The organism is Pantoea sp. RCC30.1 (assembly GCF_058148845.1).
This window is the reverse complement of the sequence record NZ_JBXUHX010000002.1, coordinates 21660-48501: the sequence shown is the minus strand read 5'-3', so window position 1 is coordinate 48501 and position 26842 is coordinate 21660. Positions and strand designations below refer to the sequence as shown.

General features: G+C 56.0%; 24 protein-coding genes. 9 read left to right on the top strand and 15 right to left on the bottom strand.

Annotation, left to right across the window (positions count from 1 at the left end):
* Positions 1-21: 21 nt before the first annotated feature.
* A complete protein-coding gene (locus AC2LB6_RS02740) occupies positions 22-771 on the top strand; it encodes a DeoR/GlpR family DNA-binding transcription regulator (RefSeq protein ID WP_490092559.1) in 750 nt (249 codons plus the stop codon).
* Here AC2LB6_RS02740 and AC2LB6_RS02735 read toward each other — a convergent pair.
* Both AC2LB6_RS02735 and AC2LB6_RS02730 read right to left on the bottom strand, forming a co-directional pair.
* Entirely contained in the window at positions 764-1282 is a 519-nt protein-coding gene (locus AC2LB6_RS02735; RefSeq protein WP_490092558.1) for a glutamate racemase, read from the bottom strand. The genes AC2LB6_RS02740 and AC2LB6_RS02735 overlap by 8 nt on opposite strands.
* A 126-nt stretch (positions 1283-1408) precedes the next feature.
* Positions 1409-1807 carry a VOC family protein gene (locus AC2LB6_RS02730; protein ID WP_490092348.1) on the bottom strand — a complete coding sequence of 133 codons (399 nt, stop codon included), beginning with the start codon at positions 1805-1807 and terminating at the stop codon, positions 1409-1411.
* Between the two features lie 315 nt (positions 1808-2122).
* Here AC2LB6_RS02730 and AC2LB6_RS02725 point away from each other — a divergent pair, with 315 nt between their 5' ends.
* The 3 genes from AC2LB6_RS02725 (at position 2123) to AC2LB6_RS02715 (ending at position 4435) form a co-directional block, all read left to right on the top strand.
* Positions 2123-2827 carry a hypothetical protein gene (locus AC2LB6_RS02725; protein ID WP_490092347.1) on the top strand — a complete coding sequence of 235 codons (705 nt, stop codon included), beginning with the start codon at positions 2123-2125 and terminating at the stop codon, positions 2825-2827.
* Positions 2824-3252 (top strand): hypothetical protein, encoded by a 429-nt coding sequence (locus AC2LB6_RS02720; protein WP_490092346.1) that lies wholly within the window; start codon positions 2824-2826, stop codon positions 3250-3252. The genes AC2LB6_RS02725 and AC2LB6_RS02720 overlap by 4 nt, the downstream gene beginning before the upstream one ends.
* Positions 3253-3403: 151 nt before the next feature.
* The gene (locus tag AC2LB6_RS02715; RefSeq protein WP_490092345.1) at positions 3404-4435 is read left to right on the top strand and encodes an NADP-dependent oxidoreductase; all 1032 of its coding nucleotides are present in this window, start codon (positions 3404-3406) and stop codon (positions 4433-4435) included.
* Between the two features lie 41 nt (positions 4436-4476).
* Here AC2LB6_RS02715 and AC2LB6_RS02710 read toward each other — a convergent pair whose 3' ends face one another.
* From AC2LB6_RS02710 to AC2LB6_RS02680, 7 genes are all read right to left on the bottom strand, one after another.
* Positions 4477-5337 (bottom strand): PfkB family carbohydrate kinase, encoded by an 861-nt coding sequence (locus AC2LB6_RS02710; protein ID WP_490092344.1) that lies wholly within the window; start codon positions 5335-5337, stop codon positions 4477-4479.
* A 2-nt stretch (positions 5338-5339) separates the two neighbouring features.
* Positions 5340-6197, bottom strand: coding sequence for a MurR/RpiR family transcriptional regulator (locus AC2LB6_RS02705; protein ID WP_090961029.1), 858 nt, complete (start codon positions 6195-6197; stop codon positions 5340-5342).
* Positions 6197-7168 carry an ABC transporter permease gene (locus tag AC2LB6_RS02700; protein ID WP_490092343.1) on the bottom strand — a complete coding sequence of 324 codons (972 nt, stop codon included), beginning with the start codon at positions 7166-7168 and terminating at the stop codon, positions 6197-6199. The genes AC2LB6_RS02705 and AC2LB6_RS02700 overlap by 1 nt, the downstream gene beginning before the upstream one ends.
* A 32-nt stretch (positions 7169-7200) precedes the next feature.
* Positions 7201-8703 carry a sugar ABC transporter ATP-binding protein gene (locus tag AC2LB6_RS02695; protein WP_490092342.1) on the bottom strand — a complete coding sequence of 501 codons (1503 nt, stop codon included), beginning with the start codon at positions 8701-8703 and terminating at the stop codon, positions 7201-7203.
* A gap of 16 nt (positions 8704-8719) precedes the next feature.
* Positions 8720-9760: a sugar ABC transporter substrate-binding protein gene (locus tag AC2LB6_RS02690; RefSeq protein ID WP_490092341.1), complete on the bottom strand. Its 1041-nt coding sequence runs from the start codon at positions 9758-9760 to the stop codon at positions 8720-8722.
* A 55-nt stretch (positions 9761-9815) separates the two neighbouring features.
* Positions 9816-10796, bottom strand: a complete 981-nt coding sequence (locus tag AC2LB6_RS02685; protein ID WP_490092340.1) for a TIM barrel protein — start codon at positions 10794-10796, stop codon at positions 9816-9818.
* A 311-nt stretch (positions 10797-11107) separates the two neighbouring features.
* Complete coding sequence (locus AC2LB6_RS02680; RefSeq protein WP_490092339.1) at positions 11108-13465, bottom strand: membrane-bound PQQ-dependent dehydrogenase, glucose/quinate/shikimate family; 2358 nt, start codon at positions 13463-13465, stop codon at positions 11108-11110.
* A 666-nt stretch (positions 13466-14131) separates the two neighbouring features.
* Between AC2LB6_RS02680 and AC2LB6_RS02675 the strand changes: the two genes are divergently transcribed.
* Together AC2LB6_RS02675 and AC2LB6_RS02670 are read left to right on the top strand one after the other, a co-directional pair.
* Entirely contained in the window at positions 14132-15145 is a 1014-nt protein-coding gene (locus tag AC2LB6_RS02675) for a GT-D fold domain-containing glycosyltransferase (RefSeq protein ID WP_490092338.1), read from the top strand.
* A 190-nt stretch (positions 15146-15335) separates the two neighbouring features.
* The gene (locus AC2LB6_RS02670) at positions 15336-16658 is read left to right on the top strand and encodes an MFS transporter (RefSeq protein WP_490092337.1); all 1323 of its coding nucleotides are present in this window, start codon (positions 15336-15338) and stop codon (positions 16656-16658) included.
* A gap of 64 nt (positions 16659-16722) precedes the next feature.
* Here AC2LB6_RS02670 and AC2LB6_RS02665 read toward each other — a convergent pair whose 3' ends face one another.
* A complete protein-coding gene (locus AC2LB6_RS02665; protein ID WP_490092336.1) occupies positions 16723-18153 on the bottom strand; it encodes a purine-cytosine permease family protein in 1431 nt (476 codons plus the stop codon).
* A 236-nt stretch (positions 18154-18389) separates the two neighbouring features.
* On the bottom strand, positions 18390-18845 hold the full coding sequence (locus AC2LB6_RS02660; protein ID WP_490092335.1) for a winged helix-turn-helix transcriptional regulator: 456 nt from the start codon (positions 18843-18845) through the stop codon (positions 18390-18392).
* 127 nt (positions 18846-18972) lie between these two features.
* On the opposite strand from AC2LB6_RS02660, the gene AC2LB6_RS02655 reads away from it, so the two are divergent.
* Positions 18973-20178: an MFS transporter gene (locus AC2LB6_RS02655; protein ID WP_490092334.1), complete on the top strand. Its 1206-nt coding sequence runs from the start codon at positions 18973-18975 to the stop codon at positions 20176-20178.
* The gene (locus AC2LB6_RS02650) at positions 20175-21059 is read left to right on the top strand and encodes an EamA family transporter (protein WP_039386654.1); all 885 of its coding nucleotides are present in this window, start codon (positions 20175-20177) and stop codon (positions 21057-21059) included. Before AC2LB6_RS02655 ends, AC2LB6_RS02650 begins: the two co-directional genes overlap by 4 nt.
* 16 nt (positions 21060-21075) lie before the next feature.
* Here AC2LB6_RS02650 and AC2LB6_RS02645 read toward each other — a convergent pair whose 3' ends face one another.
* The 4 genes from AC2LB6_RS02645 to AC2LB6_RS02630 all read right to left on the bottom strand — a co-directional run bounded on the left by AC2LB6_RS02645 (position 21076) and on the right by AC2LB6_RS02630 (position 25338).
* On the bottom strand, positions 21076-21708 hold the full coding sequence (locus tag AC2LB6_RS02645; protein WP_490092333.1) for a DapH/DapD/GlmU-related protein: 633 nt from the start codon (positions 21706-21708) through the stop codon (positions 21076-21078).
* Positions 21709-22335: 627 nt separating this feature from the next.
* Positions 22336-23637 carry a PQQ-dependent sugar dehydrogenase gene (locus AC2LB6_RS02640; RefSeq protein ID WP_490092332.1) on the bottom strand — a complete coding sequence of 434 codons (1302 nt, stop codon included), beginning with the start codon at positions 23635-23637 and terminating at the stop codon, positions 22336-22338.
* 12 nt (positions 23638-23649) lie between these two features.
* Positions 23650-24057, bottom strand: a complete 408-nt coding sequence (locus tag AC2LB6_RS02635; RefSeq protein ID WP_090961072.1) for a DUF2231 domain-containing protein — start codon at positions 24055-24057, stop codon at positions 23650-23652.
* Between the two features lie 165 nt (positions 24058-24222).
* Positions 24223-25338, bottom strand: coding sequence for an ABC transporter substrate-binding protein (locus AC2LB6_RS02630; protein WP_490092331.1), 1116 nt, complete (start codon positions 25336-25338; stop codon positions 24223-24225).
* Positions 25339-25685: 347 nt separating this feature from the next.
* Between AC2LB6_RS02630 and AC2LB6_RS02625 the strand changes: the two genes are divergently transcribed.
* Positions 25686-26840 carry a mandelate racemase family protein gene (locus AC2LB6_RS02625; RefSeq protein ID WP_490092330.1) on the top strand — a complete coding sequence of 385 codons (1155 nt, stop codon included), beginning with the start codon at positions 25686-25688 and terminating at the stop codon, positions 26838-26840.
* Positions 26841-26842 lie beyond the last annotated feature (2 nt).

Here is a 26842-nt window from a genome sequence, read left to right as displayed (position 1 = left end):
AAAAACATGCAGAGACAAATAATGCTATCCAGCCAGAGAAAACAGACAATCCTCGCCCTGCTCGACCAGGAAAAACAGGTACAATCGCGCGACCTCAGTCAGCGCTTTGGCATTTCAGAAGACTCTATCCGCCGTGACCTGCGTGAACTGGCGGCCGAAGGATTGCTGCAGCGGGTGCATGGTGGCGCGCTGCCGGTTTCGGCTGCACTGGGCAACATTGAAACACGCAAAAGCGTGCAGACTGCGTCTAAACAGGTTATAGCGCAGAAGGCGGTCTCGCTGATCCAGCCTGGACAGATTGTGCTGATCGACGGCGGGACCACTAGCGCGGAACTGGTGCGACGGTTACCCGCAACGCTCAATTTTACCGCCGTAACCCACAGTCCCAGCGTGGCGCTGGCGCTGGCCGATCATCCACTGGTGGAGATCATACTGATTGGCGGGCAGCTCTATAAGCATTCGGTGGTGACAGTGGGCGCAGCGATGCTGGAGTCGATCAACCGCATCAACGCCGATCTCTTTTTTATGGGCGTCACCGGTGTGCATCCGGCGGCGGGCCTGACCACCGGGAATTTTGAAGAGGCGACCGTGAAGCGTGCGCTGGCAGGACGCGCAGCGGAAACCGTGGTGCTGGCGTCCGCCGAAAAGCTGAATTCGGCTTCGGCGTTTGCCATTGGCGATCTGTCGCTGGCGAGTACGCTGGTCGTGGAAACACAGCCGGACGAGGCGCTGCAACAGGCGCTCAGCCAGCATAGTGTGACGATCATCTGAGTGTGTAGCAGGCCTGCAGCGCAAGATGCGGGCCGGTCAACGGTCGCTGCGTATCGGGAAACTGCTGTGCGACGGGCGTCATTGAGCTTTGCGCCAGAGCAACTGCAACGGCTCCCTGCTGATAAGCCCGCTCTGCTGCTGCCGCAATCAGGGCAAAATATCGCGTTGTATCCTCCGCTTTAAACGCCGCCCAGGCTCCCTCCACCAGCGCAACTTCCACCTGGCTGCCGTGCTGACAGAAAAGTGCCTGCGTCGCCGCAAGGGTCGATTCAGCCGCGCAGAGCGCAACTGTGCGCCCTGCCTGACGCTGCAGCGCCTCTGCTAACATCCTGTCGGTGCGCATGACCCCATCCTGCGCACGGAAATCATCGGCAACCGGCCCCAGCGTCGAGCAGGTAATCAATACGGCATCGAACTGCGGCAGCAGCGCCTTTATGAGTTGTGCGATACGAAGGCGTAACTCCGGCGTCATCCCGCCGCTGCGTTCCGCCTCGGCCAGCAGCGCAGGCATCACCAGATGATTCAATGGCTGTCCATCACGTGCCAGTGCGCGGGCGGCATCATCAAATATCGCAATATTGCTGGCCGCGGTGTGAAAGCAAAGAATGTTCAGGGTAAGCTCCGGTTCGTCATAAGGTCAGCGTGCGGGTGGCCATATGGCATGCTGAATAACAACACGATAACCATCAGCATCCATAAATGTCACGCCCCGTTGGTCCCAATAGGAATTAAATGAAGGCACCCGATGGAATCCTGCGTCCTCCATACAGCCACATCGGGTCAGCCAGTCAGGCTGTTGCGGAATGTAGAGCACCAGCAGATCGTCATCGGTTGGTGATGGCCGGATGGGATGTGTATGGCAGAGCGTGAATTCGAGATGCCAGCCCAGCCCTTCAGCACCCAGCATCACGCCACTGAACCCCTGATGGTCAGAAAACTCACCGATTTTTTGCAATCCCAGACAGTGGCAATAGATTTGACTGCTTTGCGTCAGGTCAGTCACAGGTCGGGCAATACGCAGATGCGGGATAGTCATGGTTTATCTCCCTGTAAATTTCGCTGATATTTATCACAATCTTCAGAGTTTCCCGTGGCGCTGGATGCGGAACGGATTTTTCTTAATGTCTTCATTGACTGCCCGACTTTTTGCAAGAGAATGTGAATATCATTGAGGGCCATCCCGTGTCGTTATTTGTCCTGCACTCGCTGTGCCTCACCGGTTTAATTCTTTATCTGACATGGTCACTAATATCTGGATGTTCTCGCAATAGAAAGAGTTCATGGCAATATCGGACACCCGGTGTTAGGGTGAATTTGGCCACAGTGAACCAATAGGGATGGGATATTCAGGATGAGTAAGCGATCAGAAATAATTGATGGAAATAAAGCAGCAACTGAAAAGTATGGTCTGGTTTATACGGAGGTACTTGGCTGGGTAGACTTAGGTCATGCACAGGGGACCGACATCAGAAACCTGCTGTCTCAGATGACGCAAGGTGAAGCATCAGAAAAAGAATTTTATGACGTTCGGTATTCTCAGGGTATGGCCGGAATCTGGGGTCAGGTCCGGTCAGGAAAAGTGATGACGTGGCGTATTCGGCGCAGACGACCTTACTGGGAACAGAAGAGCATTGCGCTGGCCATGATGATGAGTATGGCGCGAAAGTTTGAAACTTTTCAGGGTTCATTTCCCCATAATCTGGTGACTGACAGTGGCTTAAGCGGCGAAGATCTGGTTTCAGACTTGCTGGGTTTTTACCGGGTTGTGTCGGCTCAGAACCCTTTCGGGATGCTTCGCCCTGTAAGTAAAGAAGAAGCCCTGAAACGATGGGACTACTACGGTAAAATTGGCAGCTGGAAAAACGATACATTTCAGCCTTTGCTGTTCCCCGATCCGAAAAAATTTCCAAATTCACGTTCCCTCAAAGGATTGCTACCGCCATTCATGCAGACGGTTGTCCCCTACAACGATTTTCTGTCCGGGAATGTAATACTCCCCCGACATGACAAAACATTTGTGGTTCTGGGTGCCGGAAATGGCAGGATGGGACTGTGAAGAAATTTATAACCGTATCTGTCGTGCTGGGGCTTGTTGGCGTGGCACTGGCTTTTGGCTGGCCATATATAAAAATGGGATTTGCCAGCAGTGCGTATTATACCGAGAGAGATAAACCGGAATACGAGTATTACACGCCTGAGCTTCTTAAAAAAATGCCACGTATATCTGATGATTATGCATTTGAATTTGGGAATGTAAGTGGGCCCGAGGCTAGTGTTTTTACAGTTAGATATCATGGAACATCTGAAACCAGAAACATACATCGTTATTTGGTATCCGCTGGTTATAGTCCACAATCTCAATGTGATGTTGAAGCTGAATGTTGGCGTTCTCAGGACTCCAAAGACATTGTCACAGTGATTAAATACACATCCCCGGACAGTATTGTTGTGCAAATTTATCGTAGTCCATACAATTATTAGCTATTTATTTAATCAGTATGCTGCATCTGTTATTCGGTAAATCAGCTTACCGCTCACAGCGCTAAACGCATTCCCGCCGATGTCATCTACACTTTCCTTGTATTCATAGGGTGATGCCCTGAGCATTGCCCGGCTATAAAAGGATGACAATATGACTGAACAAGCAACCCAGAACCACGCCTGGTTACTGGCTTCACGCCCACACGGTGAGCCGACCAAAGAGAATTTCCGCCATGTGGCGCAGCCATTGCCGGAAATCAAAGAGGGTGAAGTGCTGCTGAAGACCATCTACCTCTCGCTTGACCCCTACATGCGTGGCCGGATGGACGAAGGTAAATCCTACGCTGCGCCGGCAGAGCTGGATCAGCCAATGGTGGGCGGCACCGTCTGTCAGGTCGCCGAATCGAAAAACAGTGACTTTAAGACCGGTGACTGGGTGCTGGCGCAGAGTGGCTGGCAGGAATATGCCGTCTCCGATGGTAAAGAGATTGCGAAGCTGGGCAACGATATGCCACATCCTTCATGGGCACTGGGCATTCTCGGTATGCCAGGCTTTACCGCCTATATGGGTCTGATGGATATCGGTCAGCCGAAAGCAGGTGAAACCCTGGTGGTTGCCGCTGCAACCGGTCCGGTGGGCGCAACGGTAGGCCAGCTGGGTAAACAAAAAGGCTGCCGAGTCGTCGGTGTTGCGGGCGGTGAAGAGAAATGCCGTTATGCGGTCGATACGCTGGGCTTTGATGCCTGCCTCGATCACCATAGTGCCGACTTTGAAGAACAGCTGAAAAACGCTTGCCCGGATGGCATCGATATCTACTTCGAAAACGTCGGTGGCAAAGTGTTTGATGCGGTATTCCCGCTGCTGAATACCGCGGCACGTGTGCCGGTCTGTGGTCTGGTCTCCGCCTACAGCCAGCGTGAACTGCCGCAAGGCCCGGACAGAACCTCACTGATCATGGCGGGGATTCTGAAGCGTCGTATCCGTATGCAGGGCTTTATCATCTTCCAGGATTACGGCGATCGCTATCCGGAGTTCCTGAAGGCCATGACTCCCCTGGTGGAAAGCAAAAAAATCCACTATCGCGAGCACATGATTGAAGGTTTAGAGAACGCGCCACAGGCGTTTATCGATATGCTGAACGGCAAGAACTTCGGTAAAACCGTGGTGAACGTCGGCGCATAATGGCGTTAGCGTGCCGCGTCACTGACGTGGCACGCCATTAATTAGTGCGGCTGCCGGGAAACGTGTTCGGCAGCAGCACAGTTAGCTTCACTGACCGCCTCTCCCAGCGTTGCGCCGACACTCAGGCGCTGACACAACACCCCGACAAAACAATCCCCGGCACCGTGCGTGCTGACCAGTTTTACTTTCTGCGCCGCCAGTGTGTGGGTTTGTCCCGCCTCGCTGTAAGCCACACCGTGTTCACCCGCTGTCACCACCACTCTGGCAAAGCGTCCCGCCAGCGATTCCGCGGCTGTGCGTGCTGAGTTCAGATCCTGCACGCTAATCCCGCACATATCGCGTGCCTCGATGGCGTTCACCACCAGCAGATCGATACAGCCCTCAAACGCCGCCGACAATGCGCGGGCGGGCGCGGCATTAACACAAACCGTAATCCCCCGCTGCTGTGCCGCCTGGGCCGCACAGAGATTGACCGCTTCCGGGACTTCATTTTGCAGCACCAGCAGAGAGACATTCTGCCAGAAGCCGGACTGTTCAAAGGTCTCCAGCGGGATCTGCTGATTGGCATTAGAGACCACGACCGCACCGTAATCCCCTTCGGCATCGGTAATCGCCACGCTCATTCCGGAGGGAAGCTCATCGATCACACTCACCTGCGTGCAATCGACCCCGGCCTGCTGCAGATGATCCAGCAGGAATTGCCCCTGCTGATCGCGACCCACCGAACCGGCGAAGCGCACCGCTGCACCCGCACGGGCCGCCGCCACTGCCTGATTACCGCCCTTGCCGCCAAACTTATAGTGACAGGCGCTGCCCATCACCGTTTCACCTTTCTCCGGACGATGATGCGCGTCCAGCATAATGTCGTAATGAAGACTGCCGGTGACTGCAATTTTGCTCATAACTAGAATTCCCGCAGATCCTGAACCGCATGCTGGGTTTTCATCAGGTTCTTCTCCGCCCGCTTCAGGTCTTTCTTTGCGATAGCGACAAACAGCGCATCCAGTATATTGAGCTGGGCGATGCGTGACGCGGCGTTTTCACCCAGCAGATGCGATCCCTGAGAGGTTGAATTGAGGACCACATGCGCACTCTGCGCGATCGGAGATTCAGCGTAGTTGGTAATGGCGATCACCTTCGCGCCATTCTTTCCCGCCAGTTTGACCGGATCGTTCACCGCACGTGTCGCACCCGAATGGCTGATGGCGATAACCACATCGTCATCAGATAACACGGCGGCGGACATCAGCATAATGTGGGCGTCGTCATAGGCGGTCGACTTGATGCCAATCTTCAGCATCTTGTGCGACAGGTCCCGCGCCACGGCGGCAGAACCGCCCACGGCATAGAGATCGATATGACGCGCTTTAAAGATGATGTCCGCCGCACGATTAAATTCAGAGACATCCAGAATCGATAAGGTTTCTTCGATTGCCTGGATAGAGGTTCTGAACACTTTGGCCAGCAACTGCTCCGAGGAATCATCCGGCTCAATTTCCGCATGCAGTCCCGCCACTTCAGACTGGTTGTAATAGATCAGGCCACTTCTGAAATGCCTGAAGCCAGTGAAGTTAAGTTTTTTAGTAATCTTAACGATCATCGCTTCAGAGACATTATTCTCCTGCGCAATCTCCTTGAGAGATGACTGCTCGGTAATGTCGGTTCGGGCAATGATTGCCTCCGCCACACGTCGTTCTAACGGCGTCAGCTGGGGCAAACGCATACGAATCTGAGCGCCAATGGCTCGCGGATCTTGCTTCATTACTTGCCTCGGGTCGCCCGGTCAATCAACATCGCTATGATAATAATAAGGCCGGTAGCGAGCAATTGGTAAAAGGCCTGAATGTTCAGTAAGGTCAAGCCATTACGTAGCACCCCGAGGATCACCACGCCAATCAGCGTGCCGAAGATACTGCCCTTGCCGCCCATCAGTGATGCACCACCAATGGCCGCCGCCGCAATAGCGTCCAGTTCCCAGAGGTTGCCGATTGTCGGCTCAGCAGCACCCAGACGACCAATCAGAATCAGCGAGGCCAGTGAGGCCAGCAGACCGGAGAAGATGTAAACCGTGACCTTGGTGCGCTTCACCGGCACACCGGCGACCCGCGCCGCCTCTTCATTACCGCCAATCGCCAGAATATATTCCCCCAGCGGGGTCTTATTCATCACCGTCCAGAGCACCAGCGCAATCACCGCGACAATCACAATCGGCGTCGGAATACCCAACAGCACGCTGTTAATCAGCGTGCGGAACTCCAGCGGAATACCGAAGACCGGATTGCCGCCGGTATAGATCAGCGCGATGGCCCGGAATAGCGACAGGCCGCCCAGCGTAACGATAAACGGCTGCAGCCCGGCATAGGCGATCAGTGAACCGCTGAACAGCCCGCACATCGCACCGACGCCCAGCGTCGCGAGGATCGCAAGCGGCACCGGCACACCCGAGGTCATCAGCGTGGCACCCAGCACCGCCGAGAGCGCCGCGGTGGGGCCGACCGACAGATCAATCCCGCCGGAGATTATGACCAGCGTCATGCCCAGGGCAATCAGGGCGTTGATCGAAGACTGCTGCAGAATATTCAGCAGATTGGGCACTGTGAAAAAAACCGGCGACAGAAACGAAAATGTCACCACGATAATCAGTAAGCCAATTAAGGTACCGGCATCACGTACGTTAAATTTAAGCCGCAGCGCGGGTCGGGTACCCGGCCCGGTAGATGTCTGAGTCGTCATAGTTATAACCTTAAATAGTGTCAGGTAAGCGGTCAGGCGGTCTGGTCGATATCTTTAATGGCATAGCGGGCGATGTTCTCTTCGGTGATCGCGCTGCCGGTGAGCTCTTTGGTGATCCGCCCCTCGCGCATCACCAGAACCCGGTCAGAGATGCGCATGATCTCGGTCATCTCTGACGACACCACCACAATGGCTTTGCCCGCCTGGGCCAGTTTTTCGATCAGGTGATAGATTTCAGACTTGGCGCCAATGTCGATACCGCGCGTCGGCTCATCAAACAGAAACACATTGGCATCTGCTGCCACCCAGCGGCCGATGATCACTTTCTGCTGATTGCCGCCGCTCAGCGTGCCGATGGTTTTCTCAATGTCGAGCGGGCGCAGCTTCAGGTCGCCCATGACCGTCAGCGCCTCGCGGTCCAGTCTGGCCTGACTGATCAGACCCGCCGACGTGAAGCGGTGCATCGACGGCAGTGCCATATTCATCTTCACCGCCCGCTCTTTGATAATGCCCTCTTTTTTGCGGTCTTCCGGTACCAGGCCAATGCCCGCTTTAATCGCCGCACGCACGTTGTGGTTCTTCACCGCTGCACCGTTGACGCTCACCGTGCCACGGGTGCGCCTGTCGATACCGGCAATCAGCTTCAGCAGTTCCGTGCGCCCTGCGCCGACCAGCCCCGCAATGCCCAGCACTTCGCCAGCACGAACGCTGAAGTTTGCCGCCACCACCTCATTGCCACGCGTCAGATCCTCAACCCGCAGCACTTCGCGATCGGTGACAAATGCCTGATGGTCGAGCTTGTCGATCTTCCGTCCGACCATTTTGGCGACGATGCTCTCCTCATCCTCATCACTGATGTTGACCACCCCCACCTGCTTTCCATCACGCATAATGGTGGCGCGGTCGCAGACCCGGAAAATCTCATTCATCTTGTGCGACACATAGATCAGCGAAACGCCGGTCGATTTCAAGTCACCAATCAGTTCCGCCAGCCGGTCAAACTCGCGGGGCGTCAGGCTGGAGGTCGGCTCATCCATGGCGATGATTTTCGCGTCATCCAGTAGCGCCCGGGCGATCTCCACAATCTGCTGCTGAGACACTTTAAGGTTTCTGATCGGCGTATCGGGATCGATAGTGGGATCCAGCGTCTTCAGAATCAGAGTAGCCCGTGCCAGCTGGGCTTTCTTATCCACCCACCAGCCGCCAGCGCGGGTCAGCGGGCGACCCAGAAACATGTTCTGCGCCACGGAAAGCTCAGGCACATGCTGCAACTCCTGGTGGATCATCGCGATCCCTGACTGACGGGCGCTGAGCGGACTGCGGATTTGCACCCGGTTTCCGTTGACGCTAATCTCCCCGCTGTCCGCGCCGCGCACGCCGGAGAGGATATTCAGCAGCGTCGACTTACCCGCGCCGTTTTCCCCAATCAGCGCGTGCACCTCGCCGGGCCGCACTGAGAAATCGACATCCTGCAGCGCGGCGGCGTTACCGTAACTTTTGCTGATGCCACGCATCATTAAGCGAAACTGTTCCATACCCGCTCCCGCTGACCTATTGTTGAGCCAGCAACTGACGCAACCGGTTGTTGTCTTTAGTTGAGAACGCCTCGACATTCTCTTTGGTGATCAGCGCCTGGGGTGTGGAAATAACTCGCGACAATTTCTGTCCATTGATCAGACGGATCACCACGTCCATGGCCACTTCACCGGTCAGCACCGGGAAACTGTCTACCGTGCCGGTAAGCTCACCGCGCTTAATCGAGGCGTAGGCATCGGAAATGCCGTCGGTGCCAAAGATCGCCACCTGTGACGCTTTGTTCTGCGCGCGTACCGCCTCTACCACGCCCAGCGCCATGGTGTCGTTGTTGGCGTAGAAGCCGATGAGATCAGGATGCTGTTGCAGAATGGTCGATGCGGCGTTAAAGGCCTGCTCGCGACTCCAGTTAGCGGGCACGCTGGCCACGATGGTGAACTTGCCGGCGCTGTCCAGCGTCTCTTTAAAGCCACGGGTACGCTGTCCGGCGGCATAAACCCCTGCTTGCCCTTCAATCACCGCCACTTTGCCGCCCTGCGGATGATGCTGAATAAACCATTTCGCGACCCGCACGCCATTATCCTTCTGGACGTTGCCGACGTAGTAACGCGCATTCGGCATCACCGCATCATTAACATTCACCACCGGGATATTTTTACTGTTGGCGCTCTCCAGCGCAGGCTCCAGGTTGATGTCGGTCTGCGGCGAGACCAGCAGGCCGTTAAAGCCCTGCGAGATCAGGGTTTCCGCAATGGAGAGTTGACCGAGCTGATCGTCTTCATTAGCCGCTGCCTGATAGGCGACGGTAACGCCATATTTTTTCGCCGCGACCTCGTAGCCCTGACCGAGCAGGCGCCAGTATTCATTGGTCAGGGTTTTCGATACCCCACCAATCTTCAATGATTTATCCACTTTCGGCAGTGCACCATATTTAGTATCGAGCTGGGTCCAGTCGGTGCGATCCGGTTCAGTGTCTGACTGCAGCGGAGCCAGTTCTGCCGCATAGACGGTGCTGCAGAGCAGTGAAGAAGCGATAAAGGCAAGCAGGCGTTTTTTCATTTTTATAGTCTCAGCATGTGGGTAGAGGTGTGATGTTCTTATGCTTAATCGGCTGTCAGCGGGCCAGCATGATGTCGTTGACGATCTGCTGTGAGGCGACCGCATCCTGACGCTCAATAGCAGCCTGTAACTGCGCGTTACCGTGCAACTGGTCACAGAGTCTGAGCAGGCGCTTAACGGTGGCGATGTTGCTCTCCGCTTCACGAATCGGGTCAAGCCCGCTGGCATCCGGGAAGGTATCGAAGTAGTAGGCCCCGCGGTAGCCGTCGCGCTGCATCTGCCAGAGAAACTCCAGCGTGGCGCGCGGATTAACGGAGGCGACCATCAAGCCGTCGTCACGTTTGCCCCAGCCATCATTCAGGTCCAGCCCCAGCAGCCGTGAGCGGCGTGCCACCATCGCAGCAGCGTAAGCCGGGATCTCATTGGCAAACAGCACGTGCGCAAAATCCAGGGTGATCCCCAGATTGGCGCAGCCCGCCTCTTCCACCGCCAGCAGACAGGTGGTGGCGTTGGGGAAGATGCTGTAGGCGCGCGGCTCATTGGGTTTGTATTCGATGCTGACATCAACGTCCGGGGCATACTCCGCCACTTCGCGCACGGCGCTCACCGCATCCTCCCAGATCTTCTTATAGTCCGCCTGAAAGCAGTAATCGAACCCGTCCTGCCCCATCCACAGCGTCATCAGCCGTGAACCAAATTCCCGACCGGCGTCAATGCCGCGCTTGGTCAGCTCAATCGCTTCGCGACGCACTTTCGCGTCGGGATGAGTAAACGCGCCGATTTTGAACTGCGGAGCATCCCAGCGCATCTGCATGCCGTTGACGGCCAGACCCGCATCACTGATCGCCTGGCGCAGAGTGGGAATATCGCTGGTCAGATGCTGAGGAAAGTTGAGGTCGAGATGCGTTAAGCCTTTTACCTTGCCTGCACGGGCAACCATCTGCAGTACAGAGGGCTTGCCCTGCTGATCGGGCCAGTAGAGATGTGCGCCCGAGGCGAACGAGTTGAGACGGGTAGCAAATTTCAATTCCGACATGAGCATCAATCCTTCCGAGTGCGTATTGTGAAGTACTTTTCATATTCACGATTAATTGTGAAGTTATATATTAATCTACGCCTCGCGGCTTAATGCGCAAGTCTGTCAGGCCGGGGAAATCCTTAAACCGGGAGCGCGGTCACGAAATAGTTTCGGTCCGTTATCAGAAGGTGTGCAGGCAATGGTGGAGGAATTAAACATGAAAACAACAAGTTGTGTCGCGTAGCAGGGAGGGCGGTCTGGCAGGCAGAAGGGTAAAAAAAAGCTGAGCGCCAGGGCGGCGCTCAGCAGGTCAGAATGACTTCAGACGATTATTTCAGACGGAAAGCGACAACGCTGTCGCCCGCCGTGGTGCCGAGCGAGCCGTGGCCGCCTGCGGCAATCACCACATACTGCTTGCCATCTTTACCCATAAAGGTGGATGGCGTGGCCTGCGCCCCGGCACTGAGTTCAGTCTGCCACAGCAGTTCGCCGGTGGTGCTGTCGTAAGCACGGAAGAAGTTATCTGCCGTTGCGCCGTGGAACACCAGATCACCGGCCGTCAGCAGCGGTCCGCCGTGCGCAACCATTCCCATCGGGAAGCCGAGCGGGAAGCGGCCAGGCAGGAAGCTGGTCTTCAGGTTTTTGGTGGTGCCGACGCGACGCAGCCATTCGGTTTTGCCGGTGGTCAGATCCACACCCACCATCCGTCCCCACGGTGGCGCGATGCAGGGAATACCCAGGCCCGACGCCATCTGCTGGATGTGAATAGCGTAGTCACCGTGGAAGTTCTCATTCCAGTACGGCGTGCCATCTTTGGTGAAGGTACGCTGGGTTTCGGTTTCCGGCGTGCGCTTAATCAGGTTGTATTTGTAAGCCAGGCGCACCGGTGCCGCAATCAGCATCTGACGCTGTGGATCAACGGCCACGGAACCCCAGTTAAACACCCCGATATTGCCCGGGAAGATCAGCGAGCCTTTCTCGGTTGGCGGCGTCCACGGGTTACCGTCATAACGCAGCTCACGGAAGGTGGTGCGGCAGGCCATCTGGTCAAACGGCGTGATGCCCCACATCGACTTCTCAGTCAGCGGCTGCGGAATGAAGTTCAGGCTGGAGACCGGCTGGGTCGCCGCATACTGCTCGCCCTTAATGCCATCCGTGGAGACCTTAACCTGCTCTACCGGGTAAACCGGTTCGCCTGTCAGACGGTTCAGCACAAACAGGTTGCCGGTTTTGGTCGGCAGGATCACTGCAGGTTGCGGTTTGCCCTGATAGTTGATGTCCACCAGCGACGGCTGTGACGGGTTATCACGATCCCACAGGTCGTGGTTCGAACTCTGATAACGCCATTTGAACGCACCGGTTTTCAGATCCAGCGCCACCAGCGCATCACGGAATTTCTCGGTGTTGCTGGCCGGATCGCGTTCAATCCCCACTTCATCCGGCGAGGCGTTACCAAACGGCACATAGACCAGGCCGTTTTTCAGGTCCGCGCTCAGGGTAGCCCAGGCAATCGGGGTATCCTGAGGATAGGTTGCTCCTGCAGCGACCGGTGCGGTGTTATCCGGGTTAGCCGGATCGAAGTTCCACACCAGACGACCGCTGACGGCGTCATAGGCACGGATCACACCCGATGGGTTGCCGCTGTTGAAGCCGTTATCCATCACTGAGCCGCCGACAATCACCAGATTGCCTGCTACCAGCGGTGCTGCGGTCTGCATCAATGCGTGCGGGCGCACCTCGCCCATATTGGCACGCAGGTTCACCACACCATTGTCACCAAAGTCAGCGCATGGCTTGCCAGTATCGGCATCCAGCGCCAGCAGGCGGGCATCGGTGGTCGCGTTAAATATCCGCTTGCGGCAGAGGGCCGGCGTTGCGCCCGTCTGCTGCTGCGCCTGCTGACCGGCATCGAAGTAGCTCACGCCACGGCAGGTCTGATGCTGTTGCAGATAGGAGCGGTTTTTATCCGGCAGGGTTTTCCACTTCACCGCACCGGTTTCCGGGTCGAGAGCATGGACTTCGTTGTGCGGCGTACAGAAGTAGAGCATGCCGTTGGCTTTCAGCGGCGTCGCTTCAAAGGTGTATTCAGTCGCATCATCACCCTGACGCAGATCGCCGGTGTGATAGGTCCAGGCCACTTCCAGATCGTTGACGTTATCTTTGGTGATCTGCTTCAGTGCCGAGAAACGCTGGCCATCCGCCGTTCCGCCATAGGCGCTCCACTCTTCAGCGGCACCGCCGGTCGCAGAGGCGTTGCGCGGCGTAGTGATGGTGCCCTGCTGCGGCAGCGGATCGTAGAAGCAGAGACCGATAACCAGCAGCACCATCAGCACCACCGAACCACCGAGGAAAGGATGGAAGCGACGCTGCCCCTGATAGAGCGGACGAACCACCCATGGCAGAGCCAGCCAGACGCCCAGCACACCAAACAGGTCGCCGCGTGGGATCCACTGCCACTTGTCGAAGCCCACTTCCCAGATAGTCCAGAAGAGCGTGACCCACATCAGCAGCGCATAGAGCGTCAGCGCACTGCGTTTGTTCATCATCAGCAGAATCGCGCTGAGCAGAACGCCCACGCCCATCAGCGCATAGAACGCGCTGCCTCCTGCGAGCAGGAGTTGTACTCCCATGTACATCAGGGCGATAGCAAATATCACCATGATTATACTGGTTATTTTATTGATCATGATCCTTCCTCGGGTCATTAGCGGCGATAAGTAAGTTAAGCAGGAAACATAAATTCAACGAGATTTTAACTTACGCTCGAAATATGTAAAAACGTGTATAAGCGTTAATCATTAGAAATATTTATTATAAATGTCACCGGTTCAGGCGGTCAGGCCGCTTTTTTTACTTTCTGAAGGGTTAAATACGGGATATCCATCACAAAAAATTAACCATAGGCTGCTAACGACCGCACCTTTTGTTCAAAGGCGATCAATTATCAAACAAGCCACGCTTCTGTAACGCCGGCTTAAGTGTGCACGACGAAAGATTTTTAGTGTCAAATAATCATAATGGCTTATTCGCCTTGCCCTGCAATAACTCTTAATGCTGAAATCAGGAAAGAAATTGCCCTGCTGTTTCTATCAGGATAATCATCAATGCTGACGCGGTGTGATGAATTTTAAAATCATTTAATGGTGCCGGGCATGTCGCGATTTTATTAATTTTCAGGAAAATAAAAACAGGGAATAGATTAATGAAAAAAGGAATTTTGCTGATGAAAACCATTTCAGATATTCCGTAGCATGACGCTTATTTTATCTGTGATATATATCAGCTCTCTTATATTCTTTTATCCGGCCAGCAGGCGGGGTTTTTCTGGCAGCAATGACCCAGGCAGGTTAACTATGTCCGCACTTCACGCTATTTATCGCAAGTTTCGTTTCCCTTTTAAGTTTCTTAATGCTGCCATTCGCTATCCTGCTGCGCAGGCACGGGTAAAGCGTTATTCCGTCATGTCGATAGAAGAGACTGTCGATCTGTTATTACGTAACCCACAATTATCCCTGGCCCGTTACGGCGACGGTGAACTGGAAATGACCTGGTATAAAAACATCGGCTTTCAGCCATTTGACCCCAATCTCTCTGCACGGCTCAAAGCCTTGCTGCAGCAGGATTCAGGAGCCAACCCGAACTGTCTGATCTGTCTGCCGGATGCCTTTCGTACTACCCATAATATGCGGGGCGGGTCGGCCCTGTTCTGGTTCTTCCATAAATCATTTTATTTTAAATATTATGAGGCTCTGCTGAATAAACAGTACCAGTATGGAAACACTTCGGTGACTCGTCCCTATCACGATTATAAAGGCAAGCAATTATCCCGGACGATATTTGATAAATTCAAACAGCTCTATCAGGGCCGCCGGGTATTAATTGTGGAAGGCAGTGGCACGCGACTGGGATTAGGCAATAATTTACTGGAGGGAGCCAGCGACGTTAAGCGTATTACCACGCTGAACCGTAATGCCTTTTCTGTTTATGATCGTCTGTTTGACACTGTATCACAGCATGCCGTCAACTTTGACCTGGTCTTAATTTCATTAGGCCCGACTGCCACCGTACTGGCGTATGATTTAAGTCAGCACGGAATTCGCTGTATTGATAGCGGCCACGTGGATATTGAATATGAGTGGATGCTGGACAGTGCCACTACAAAAATAAAAGTGGAAGGTAAAAACGTCAATGAAGCGGGCGTGTTGCTGAGTGAAGAGACCACGGTGGCCGATGCCACTTATCAGCAGCAGATTTTGCTGCACGTTGGCGACATGCCGCAGAGCAAGACCGCTGAAGAGGTCGCGATCGATGAAGCCGTGGTTATCCTGTTGCCACACGTCAGCACCACGCATCATAACGCCGCCTGAGATTCACCATTGACAGGCAGCGGCTGCACCGCATTGATGCGCAGGCGAATAATTAGCGGGCTCAGTTAACACAACTGAGTGCGGGCTTTGCGGCCCGCATCCACTACCCGCCCCCTGTTTGCCGGATAAAGGCCCTTCCGGCATCAATTTTGCTTCTGTTTTCCTGAGACACTTAATCAGGAGAAGTCAGATGACATCCAGCCGTTACCGTTACACCATATTTTCACTGCTGTTCCTGATCGCCCTGATCAACTACATCGATCGCGGCGCCCTGTCATTTGCGGCCAACGCCATCGCGGCGGAGTACCACTTCAGCAAAGTGCAGCTCGGCGCGGTGCTGGGCTACTTTGGTTTTGGCTATCTGTTTGGTTCATTGTGCGGCGGCTTCCTTGCCGACCGTATCGGCACGAAAAAGGTCTGGCTGCTGGCCGGCGTGCTCTGGTCACTGCTGGAAATCGCTACCGCCTGGGCGGGTGAACTGGGCATGGCGCTGTTTGGCGGTTCAGCCATTATGGGCTTTGCTGCCCTGCGCATCCTGTTTGGTTTCTCCGAAGGCCCGGCCTATGCGCTGATGAACAAGGCGATTGCCCACTGGGCACCCGATAACGAACGTGGCTTTGCGCTGGGCATCGGCCTGCTCTCGACGCAGGTTGGCGCGCTACTGACTGCGCCGATTGCGGTTGGCCTGCTGCTGCTGACTCATGACTGGCGCATGATGTTTATCCTGCTGGGGGTGTTCTCGCTGCTGGCGATGGCGCTGTTTGCCCGCACCTTCAGTGACAGCCCGGATAAGAGTCCCCATACTGATGCCGCAGAGCGCGCGCTGATCCAGAACGGTCAGCGCCGCAGTGCGGGCGACAGCATGCCACTGCCCTGGTGGCGCTTCTTCACCAGCCGCACGCTGGTCTGCAACGCACTGGGCTACTTCTCCTTCCTCTACATCACCTTTACCCTGGTGACCTGGATGCCGAAATATCTGCAGGATAATTTCCATTACGATCTGCATTCGCTGTGGTACGTCGCGATGATCCCGTGGAGCGGCGCCTGCATCACGGTGCTGCTGGGTGGCCGCATTGCCGATGCCCTGCTGGCGCGCTTCCGTAATTTGCGCCTGGCACGTAATCTGTTTGCCGCCGTCACGCTGTGCGGCACCGCCTGCTGCTTTATGGCGATCCCCTATGTGCAGTCGGCCGCCGGAATCATTGCGCTGATGACCCTGGGCAATGCGCTGAATGCGCTGGTGAATAATGTCTACTGGTCGGTAGTGATCGATGTCACACCGAAAGCGTCGGTCGGCACCTACAGCGGCATGACGCTGGCGATAGCCAATCTGGCGGCAATTATCTCTCCGATGCTCTGCGGCTGGCTGGCGGAATATTACGGTTACAACGCGATGTTTACTGTCACTGCGGTAATCGCCTTCGGCAGCATGCTGGCGATGACGCTGCTACAACCAGAGAAGCCGCTGGTGGCCGAAGCGCAGACCGGTGCGGCGGATGTTTCAGCCGCCTGATTTTAAACGCTCAGACGTCCTGACACGCGGGTGATCACTCACCCGCGCAGGCGGCTTAATCCTGTTATACAGCGGGATAAATTGACTTTTCAGGTGTGCCACGGCGATCCCAGCGGCTGGCGATAAGCCATAACAGTGCCGTCGCAAACCAGCCGACGATCCACGAGACATCATTACCGGCAAAAATCCAGGTCAGCGATCCGTGGTGCAGCGGATTATCGATAAACGGCAGTTGCACCAGCACCCCAAGAAAATAGACGGTAATACCGGCCAGGTTCCAGCGTCCGTAGCGTCCGTCCGGCTGCGACAGTGCCGGGACATCAACCCTGCCTTTGGTGATCAAATAAAAATCGGTCAGGCTGATCGCGCTCCAGGGTACAAAGAAAGCCAGCAGAAAGAGCAGGAAGTGGGTGAAGGACTTCAGGAAGGCCGGTTCACTGAGCAGAGCAATGACGCAGGCCAGCGCCACCATCAGCACCACAAACAGAATGCGCGCCCCCCGGCTCAGCGTAGTTTGCTGCCGGAAGCCAGACACAATGGTCGTCAGTGACATAAAACTGCCGTACGCATTCAGCGTGGTAAACGTGATTTTTCCAAAGCAAATCGCGAAATAAATCACCATAGCCATGGCTGCCGTGCTACCCATACTCACGATGTAACCGACCTCATTGCCTGCAAACGCACTTCCGGCAATGGCAGCGACGATCACCCCCAGCGTCATTGACGCCTGGGTGCCCAGTACGGTGCCCAAAAAGACCGAGCTGAAGAGTTTCTTCGCGGAGACATCTGCTGGCAGATAGCGCGAATAGTCCGAGACATAAGGACAGAAGGCAATCTGCCAGGAAGAAGAAAGAGAGACCGCCAGCAGGAAATTTGCCGGGGTAAAGTGCTGATTCTGCCACACGGCGGATAAGTCATGCGAAGTGAACAGCGTGATAAACAGATAAGCAAAGGCTAAAACGCCAATGACGCTCGCCACCTTCCCCAACTGATGAATCACGCGATAGCCCAGCACCGCTATGATCACGATGAGGGTGCTGAACAGGATCATCCCGGTTGCATTGCTGACACCGATAAGTTTAGCCATCGCCTGCCCCGCCAGGACCGTCCCGCTGGCTGAAAACCCCACATACATCATGCACACCAGCACCAGAGGAATGACGGCACCAAACACGCCAAACTGCATACGGCTGGTGATCATCTGCGGTAAACCCAGGCGCGGGCCCTGGATAGCATGCAACGACATGATCGCTGCGCCCAGAATCTGTCCCACCAGTAAGCCGATCAGCGACCACACGACGTCACCCCCCAGCACCACGGCCAGCGCCCCCGTTACAATGGCAGTGATTTGCAGGTTGCCACCAAACCAGAGCGTAAACTGGCTAAAGGGATGACCGTGACGTTCACGCAACGCGATGTAATCAATGGAACGGGTTTCTGACAGGCGCGGTTTCTCTGCGCCTGAATAATCTGATACAGATGATTTGACCGACATAGATTCCTCGCTGAAACAGTGAGAGACGCGTTAACTGAAAGAGTGATGTGCCCTATCTATGGTTGAAGGTACATGTCTATACAATTAGCGAGGATGTCATGCGAATTGGCAAGTTACAAGGCAACCTGTCATTGGAAAATGTGATGATATCGACAGGCCGACAACGCTGATCGGGCTCGCGTTCGATGCCAGGCCTGTCAGGTTCAGCGTACAGGGAGGAGTCAATACTCTGACGGTTAACCTTCAGCAATTACCCGCTGACGATGGCAGTCTGCGGGATCCAGTTTCTGCCCCTGAGACGAGTAAACGTCAAGACGCGGCAGCGGCTTGCCTTCCGCATTATCCAGCAGCACCGAGTGGGTCTCGCCCTTTTCAAACAGATAGCGTTCGCCCCACTGGCGCATAGCCACCACAATCGGAAACAGTGAACGGCCTCTTTCGGTCAGGACATATTCGCTGTAGGCACTGCCATCCGAGGCCGGCGCAATCTCAAACACCCCAATATCCACCAGCTGCTTCAGGCGCGACGCCAGGATATTTTTCGCCAGCCCTAAGTTGCGCTGGAAGTCACTGAACCTGCGGACGTCATCAAAGGCTTCACGCACGATCATCATGCACCAGCGCTCACCTATCGACTCCAGGGTTCTTGCAACCGGACACTCGCTGGTTCTCAGGGATTCCTGCTTAGCCATTTTATTCTCTCACTCTGCCTGTCTGATGAAGCCAGCTTAGCCACCCTGAAAAGAAGTTGCAAAAAAAAACCAGCCCGGTTAATGATATTGCCAATCCAGTTTCAAATAAAAACCAGAAGGCGTAATCATGACTACGACGACATGCAAGACTCCGGAAGCCGATCCATCGCCCGCCGCGATGCCGGTGCTCTCGCCCCGGATGATCTTTTTGTTCTCACTCACCTCTGCGCTGGCGGTCGCCAATGTTTATTCGGCGCAGCCGTTGCTGGAATCGATAGCCACCAGCCTGCAGGTTTCTCCCGGCACCATTGGCACAGTGGTCACGGTCACCCAGACCGGCTACGCCCTCGGATTACTCTTTCTGGTGCCGCTAGGCGACTGCATCAACCGCAAAAAACTGGTGCTCACCCAACTGCTGCTTTCCGTGCTGGCGTTAACCGCAGCGGCTTTCGCGCCCGACCTGATGACGCTGCTCTGTGCGATGCTGCTGGTGGGGTTAATGGCGGTAGTCACGCAGCTGATGGTGGCCTGGGCCGCCATGCTGGCATCGCCAGAACAGCGTGGACAGGTGGTGGGCAGCGTGACCAGTGGCATCGTGATCGGCATCCTGCTGGCGCGCTTTATTGCCGGGATGATTGCCGACCTGGCGGGCTGGCGCGCGGTCTATCTGACGGCCGCCTGCCTGTTACTTCTGATCTCGCTGGTACTGGTGAAAGTGCTGCCCGTCACAACCGGGCAGCCGCAGCGCACCGCTTACCCTCAGCTGTTACTGTCGGTTTTCCGGCTGTTCCGAACGGAACCGCTGTTGCGCAGGCGAGGCATTCTCGCGCTGCTGATTTTTGCGGCCTTCAGTATGCTCTGGTCTTCGATGGTACTGCCACTTACCGCCCTGTCACTGTCACACACCCAGACCGGGATGTTCGGCCTGGCCGGCCTTGCCGGTGCGCTGGCAGCCTCCAGGGCAGGTGCATGGGCTGACCTGGGCCTGGGGCAGCGTGCCACCGGCCTGGCACTGGCGTTGCTGACCTTCTCCTGGCTGCCGATAGCCGCGCTTCAGACCTCGTTACTGTTGCTGATTTTCGGGGTGATCCTGCTCGATTTCGCCGTCCAGACGGTACATGTGATTAATCAGAGCCTGATCGTGGCCGCCCGACCTGAGGCGGCAAGTCGTCTGGTCGGCGCCTATATGTGCTTTTACTCGCTGGGCAGTGCGCTGGGGGCTATAGCCGCCACTCAGCTTTATACGCACTGGGGATGGCAGGCTGTCTGCTATGCAGGTGCAGCGGTCAGTGCCTCTGCCTTTCTCTGCTGGTCCGGAGTACGTCACTCATGAAATTAACGCATCTGCTGCTCGCCGTCATGATCACCGCCATCTGGGGGGTTAACTTTTCGGTTATCAAACTCGGCCTGCAGGCGGTCGACCCGTTTATCCTGGCAGGCATCCGCTTTACGCTCTGCGCCCTGCCAGCGCTGTTCTTTATTAAGAAACCGGATGTACCGTGGCGCTACCTGATCAGCTATGGCCTGGTCTTCGGGATTGGCCTGTGGGGTCTGGTGAATCTGGGAATTAAAACCGGACTGTCGGCGGGCATCGCCTCGCTGCTGCTGCAGTTCAGCGCCTTCTTCACGCTGCTGCTCGGTGGCTGGGTATTTAAAGAGCGCCTCAGCCGCTATCAGCTCGCCGGGTGTGGGCTGGCCTGCACCGGTCTGCTGAGCATTTTTTTCATTACCGATGGCTCTGTGACGTTTTCCGGCATGCTGCTGGTGCTGGCAGGCGCGGTCGCATGGAGTATTGCCAATATCATCAATAAAAAAGCGGGCACCCGACAGGTTTTTGCTTTTCTGGTCTGGTCGAGCGCCTTTGCACCCATTCCGCTCTTCCTGCTGGATGGACTGGTCAATGGCAGCGCGGGCTATCACGCACTCTTCACCCAGCTGGATGTGAAGGCGGTGTTGTCGATACTGTTTCAGGTCTATCCCAATACCCTGCTGGGCTACTGGGTGTGGAACTGGCTGCTGAAACACTATCCGGTTTCAACGGTCGCGCCACTGTCGCTGCTGGTGCCGGTTTTCGGCATCCTGGGTTCAGTGGCGATATTTGGCGAAACGGTTTCACCTCAGAAAATCGCGGCGCTGCTGCTGATCGTCGCCGGACTGGCCGTCGGGCTCTATGGGCAGCGGGTTGTGCGCTATTTCGGCGTACAAACCGGCTGACGGCGCCGTGGGGTGGCTATGCACCGTGCCTCTGGCAGAACGCTTCGATGTCTCCGTGCTGAAAGTCGGGCAGATTGGCGAGCAGTTTCTCCAGCGGCCAGTTCCACCAGGCAATACGCTGCAGGCGGGCGGCAATCGCTGGCGTAAACCGCACCCGCAATGGTCTGGCTGGCACACCGCCGACCACACTGTAAGGCGCGACGTTTTTGGTCACCACCGCGCCTGCGGCCAGCACCGCACCATCACCAATGGTGACGCCGGGCAGCACAATCACACCGTGTCCGATCCAGACATCATTACCTATCACCACCCGATCGGCGCGACGGGCCGCAAAGAAGCCCTGATCGCGGCGGGCGTCGGGATCGTAATATTCCGGGCAGTAGGTAAAGCGATGCTGTGAGGCGCGGTCCATAGGATGATTAGGCGCGCCGATCCGCACCTGATTGGCGATGGCGCAGAATCGCCCCACCTGGGTGTCGGCCAGGCAGCAGTGCTCGCCCACATAAGAGAAATCACCCAGCTCGCTATATTCCAGCGAACTGTGCGCCAGGATCTCACACTGCTGACCCACGGTGGTTTCCCGCATCTTCACACTCTCATCAATCCAGGTGTGCGCTAATCGGGCGGGCATAACGGCGGCAATGGACATAGAACTCCCGGTCTGAATAAGCAGCGCTCCGGCGGCGTGCTTTTGCCGCACCACCTTACCCGCCCCTGATGACAGAGAATTGACACAGAAAAAAGGCGGAGTGGTTAGCTCCGCCTTGTTTCAAGTTCCGGTTAACCTGCGTGACCGGTCAGTTGCATAAGGGCAACGATGATCTGCAAGATGACCCGGATAAGATCCAGAATCAGCTTAGTCAGTTCCATCACTTTCCTTCTCCTTTTACAGGAGCGCGCTGTTCGGCAACCAGGGCTTTGACTCTACCCGCCGGGCGCCTAAGCACATCTTTGTGGAGAGGGCTGAGCGGCACTCATGGTTAAAGCCACAGGCCAGCACCACCTGATGCCTGCCGGGATTTTAAAACCGTGCCCCTGGGAGCGGCCAGTCGACAATGAGGCGATGCTCAACACCCAACACCTGTATAAACATACAGCATTTTGGCGAAACTTGAAATCCTTAGCCGCACATTTTACAATCTTGTTTGTGGAGAGTGCTGAGCACCTCGTTCGCAGCGCGGTTACCAGCCGGGTAGCGAACAAAAAATAAAGGATTTGGCGAGATGCCAAATCCTTTTTTTATGCCTGCTACCTGCTCAAAAAATCAGCGCAGAACCTATTTCGCGGCGCTGATACGCCAGACGGTGTTCCCCGCATCATCAGCAATCAGCACACCGCCCTGTTTGTCGCTGGCCAGACCCACCGGCAAACCACGCACCTGCTTTTCATCATCCGTCAGAAAGCCCGAAACCACCGTCTGCGGCTGACCCACCGGCTTGCCGTTTTCGAATTTCACCCACACCACTTTGTAGCCATTTAGCGGCGTCCGGTTCCAGCTGCCATGTTCGCTGATAAACGCGCCGCCCCGATATTGCGGCATGTTATCGGCACCGTAGAACAGCAGGCCCAGCGGCGCGACATGCGAGCTGAGGGCATAATCGGGCTTGATCGCCTTCTCTACCAGGTCGGGACGCTGCGGTTCGGCACGGGTATCGACATGCTGGCCATAGTAGCTGTAGGGCCAGCCGTAAAAACCTTTATCCTGCACCGAGGTCATGTAGTCAGGCACCAGATCGGAGCCGATTTCATCACGCTCATTGACGATGGCCCACAGTTTTCCACTCTGTGGTTCCCACTGTAAGCCGGTCGGGTTGCGCAGTCCGCTAGCGTAGATCCGGCTGGCACCGCTGGCCGCGTCTACTTCCAGTACCGCGGCACGGCGATACTCCGCGCCAATGCCGTTCTCGGTGACGTTACTGTTAGAACCGACACCCACGTAGAGTTTGCTGCCATCGGGGCTGGCTAACAGCGATTTCGTCCAGTGGTGGTTAATCGGTCCGCCGGGCAGTTCCGTCACCTCTTCAGGCGCGGTGCGGATCTCCGTCTCCCCTTCGCGATAGGGGAACTTCACCAGGCTGTCAGCATTCGCCACGTAGAGCGTATTGCCGATCAGCTGCATACCAAATGGCGAGTGCAGATTCTCAATAAAGCGGTGCTGCTCCCATTTGCCATTGACGTTGCGCAGCAGCGTAATGCGGTTGCCGCCGTCACCGCCCTTGCCTGAGGCTTTCTGCACAATGCCCATAATCAGCTGTTTAGGGCGAGTGGTCGGCTTAGGTGGCCCGTTGGATTCGGCCACCAGCACATCGTTATTCGGTAGCACATAGACCTGACGCGGATGCTGCAGATTCTCAGCGATCTTTTCAATCTTCAGCCCGTCAGCCACTTTTGGCATTTCGCCCGCTTTCCAGGGCGTGCCTTCCGGCACCTGCATCGGCGGCATAAAGAAGTTCTGCGCCTGCGGCAGTTCGGGGTTCGGTCCAGTCTGCTTTTGCGGATCGACCAGCGCACCATCATCACAGCCTGCCAGCAAGGTGGTCAGGGTCAGCGCGAGCAGCGTTTTATGCGGTATGTTCATGATGGCTCCTCCTTAAGCGCTACGCTGACGTAACGCAAGTTGCACATTCGCCAGCAGCAGCAGCGCTACCACCAGCGTCGAAAGCGTCACGCCCAGCGGGATCACAGCGGCGGCATCACGGCTGTGAATAAACGCATTGACGATAGCGATCAAAATCGCCACCAGCCAGAGCCAGAAATGGCCCTTCTCCGCACTGTCACTGCCGCGAAACAGATAAACCAGCGCGATGATTCGCGGCACAATCGCCAGTATCAGTCCCAGCGCAATCAGCCAGCTGGCGGCATCCGTCCAGAACTGCACATAGGTCTGCATGTAGAGAATGTCGAACAGCCAGCCCGCCACAAAAAAGCCCAGCGGCACAGGCTCCAGCAAGGCGTACAGTGTCACGGCAAAGGCCGATCTTCCCAGGGTATTGCGCATGTTTCTCTCCATTTTTAACGTGAATGCGGATTGGGTCAGACGTCGCGCTGCTCAGAGCAACCGACCCCGCGCCTGTAAAAGATTAGTAAATCTGAAGAGAAACAGAGGGTTTATTCGGAGGGAATTGCAAATCAGGCGGATGACGTCCCTGTCATCGCCGGTCAGTCAGGGCTTATCAGCGGGTAACGTCACCCAGTATCCTGGCTGGTAAGGCAGCGGCAGGAACTTCTCGTGGAACGTGCGGAAGGTGGCGTCCGGATCCACATCGGCAAAGAGATCGGGATGCAGCCATTTCGCCAGCGCCTGGATAGCCACAAACTGATACGGGCTGTCGTAGAACTGATGCCAGATGGCATGAACGTTGCCGTTGTGTGCGACCGGGAGGGTTTTAAAGGCATCACGCATCATCAGCGCTTTCAGACGCGCCGTGGCTTCGGTGACATTGGCACCCGGACCGACGCCGACCCATTTGCCCACCGTGTTGTAGTTCTTCCAGTTCGCGCCAGTCACGACCACCACATCCGGCTGGCTGGCGATGATCTGCTCCGGGTTAACGGTGCCAAAAGTGCCAGGGATCAGATCTTTAGCGATGTTGCGACCGCCTGCGATCTCCACCATCTGACCAAAATTCTCATTGCCGAACGACATGCAGCACTCGTCGCTGTAGCCGCCTGCGCGGTCAATCATCACTTTCGGGCGGTAGCCGGTAAAGTTCTTCAGACGCGAAGTCACAAGATCAATCTGCTGCTGGCGGAAGTTGATGATCTCCTGCGCACGCGCCGGTTTGTTCACCAGCTCGCCCATGATGCGGATACTTTTCTCCGCGTTGACCATTGGCGCTTCGCGGAAATCGATAAACACCACCGGCACGCCGACCGCCTGCAGTTTTTCAATCAGCTTGCCTTCATCGGTGGCGGCTTTGGATTCCAGATTCATCAGCACCAGATCGGGCTTCAGCGTTAACGCCTGCTCGACGTTGAAAGTGCCATCTTTTGCACCGCCAAAGGTCGGTAATTTTTTGATTTCCGGATAGCGTCTCTCATAAGCCTGATACCCATCCCAGTCCGCTTTATGCAGGTCATCACGCCAGCCAATCACCCGCTTAAACGGCGCATCGGTATCAAATGCGGCCAGCAGATAGATCTGACGGCCCTCACCCAGGATGATGCGTTTGGCCTCCTGCGGCACCTCGACCTGACGGCCTGCGACATCGGTAATCATTTTGGCCGAAGCCGTCCCTGCCAGCGTGAGAAGCCCCAGCGCTAAAAACCATTTTTTCATTGTAAAAACCCGCGCAAATGATAATGAGAATTATTAATGTAAAGCGGCGTTACTATCACCTAAAAGCGCGGTCAGGGGAAGTCCCGGCTAAATGTTTTTTGCGCCTGAGATTAAAAGGCGGGGAGGAAGCAGGACAAATAGCCAAAGGTGGACGAAAGCGCAGCGTGTCACTGCTCACAAAACGGGCAGCTTTCGTGAATATGCTCACAACGACCTGGGCGGCTGCACATATTTTAGCCGTCAATCGTATCGTTTTGGCTAATGCGTTAATGAATTGTGAACGCTAGATTGAAAATGAAACAGCGTTTTAATAATTCAACAGGACAGCCTGCTACAGGAGCTTAACCGTGAAGATCAGCGCCATTGATGTCACCCTTTTTACCTATCCCACCCAGCGCTGCGCCGACAGCGCTGGCCACTCCCATCCCGGTCCGGAAAATGATGCGCAGATGGCGCTGTTGACCCTGACCAGCGAGGATGGCGACTGCGGTTACGCCTTTGCGCCGCCGGAAGTGGTGCGCTCCCACGTGGTTAGCGGCTTCTTCCGCAAAGTGCTGATCGGTCAGAACGCCTTTGATCGGGAGCGTTTGTGGCAGGAGCTGGCGCACTGGCAGCGCGGTAGCGCCCACCAGCTCACCGAGCGGGCGCTCTCTGCGGTGGAGCAGGCCCTGTGGGACCTGATTGGGCGCAAATTGAAACAGCCGGTCCACAAGCTGCTGGGCGGCTATCGCGAGAAGATCCCGGCTTACGGCAGCACCATGTGTGGCGACGAGCTAAGCGGCGGTTTATCAACGCCGGATGAGTATGCACAGTTCGCTGAAAAGCTGGTGGCGCGCGGTTATCAGGCGATCAAGCTGCACACCTGGATGCCGCCGGTCTCCTTTGCCCCCAGTCCGGCGATGGATATTAAAGCCTGTGCGGCAGTCCGCGAAGCGGTCGGTCCCGATATCGCGCTGATGCTGGATGGCTACCACTGGTACAGCCGCAGTGACGCGCTGACCATCGGCAAAGCGCTGGAAAAGCTTAACTTCGCCTGGTTCGAGGAGCCAATGGAAGAGGAGAGCATGGCCTCTTACGCCTGGCTGGCTGACAACCTCTCTATCGACGTACTCGGCCCGGAAAGTCTGGGCGGCAAGCACCACAGCCGCGCCGACTGGGTTCGCGCCGGAGCCTGCGACATTCTGCGTGCCGGAGCCAACGGCGTGGGCGGCATTTCCACAACCCTGAAAGTGGCGAACCTGGCTGAAGCCTTTGGCATGGATTGCGAAGTACACGGCAACGGTGCGGCCAGCCTGGCGGTGGTCGGGGCGATTCGTAACTGCCGCTGGTATGAGCGCGGCCTGCTGCATCCCTTCCTGGATTATGAGACACCGCCTGCTTATCTCAATAGCCTGATTGATCCAATGGACGATCAGGGCTTCGTCACCCTGCCCACCCGCAGCGGACTGGGTGAGGATATTAACTTCAGCTGGATTGAGACCCATACCCTGAACCGCTGGTAATG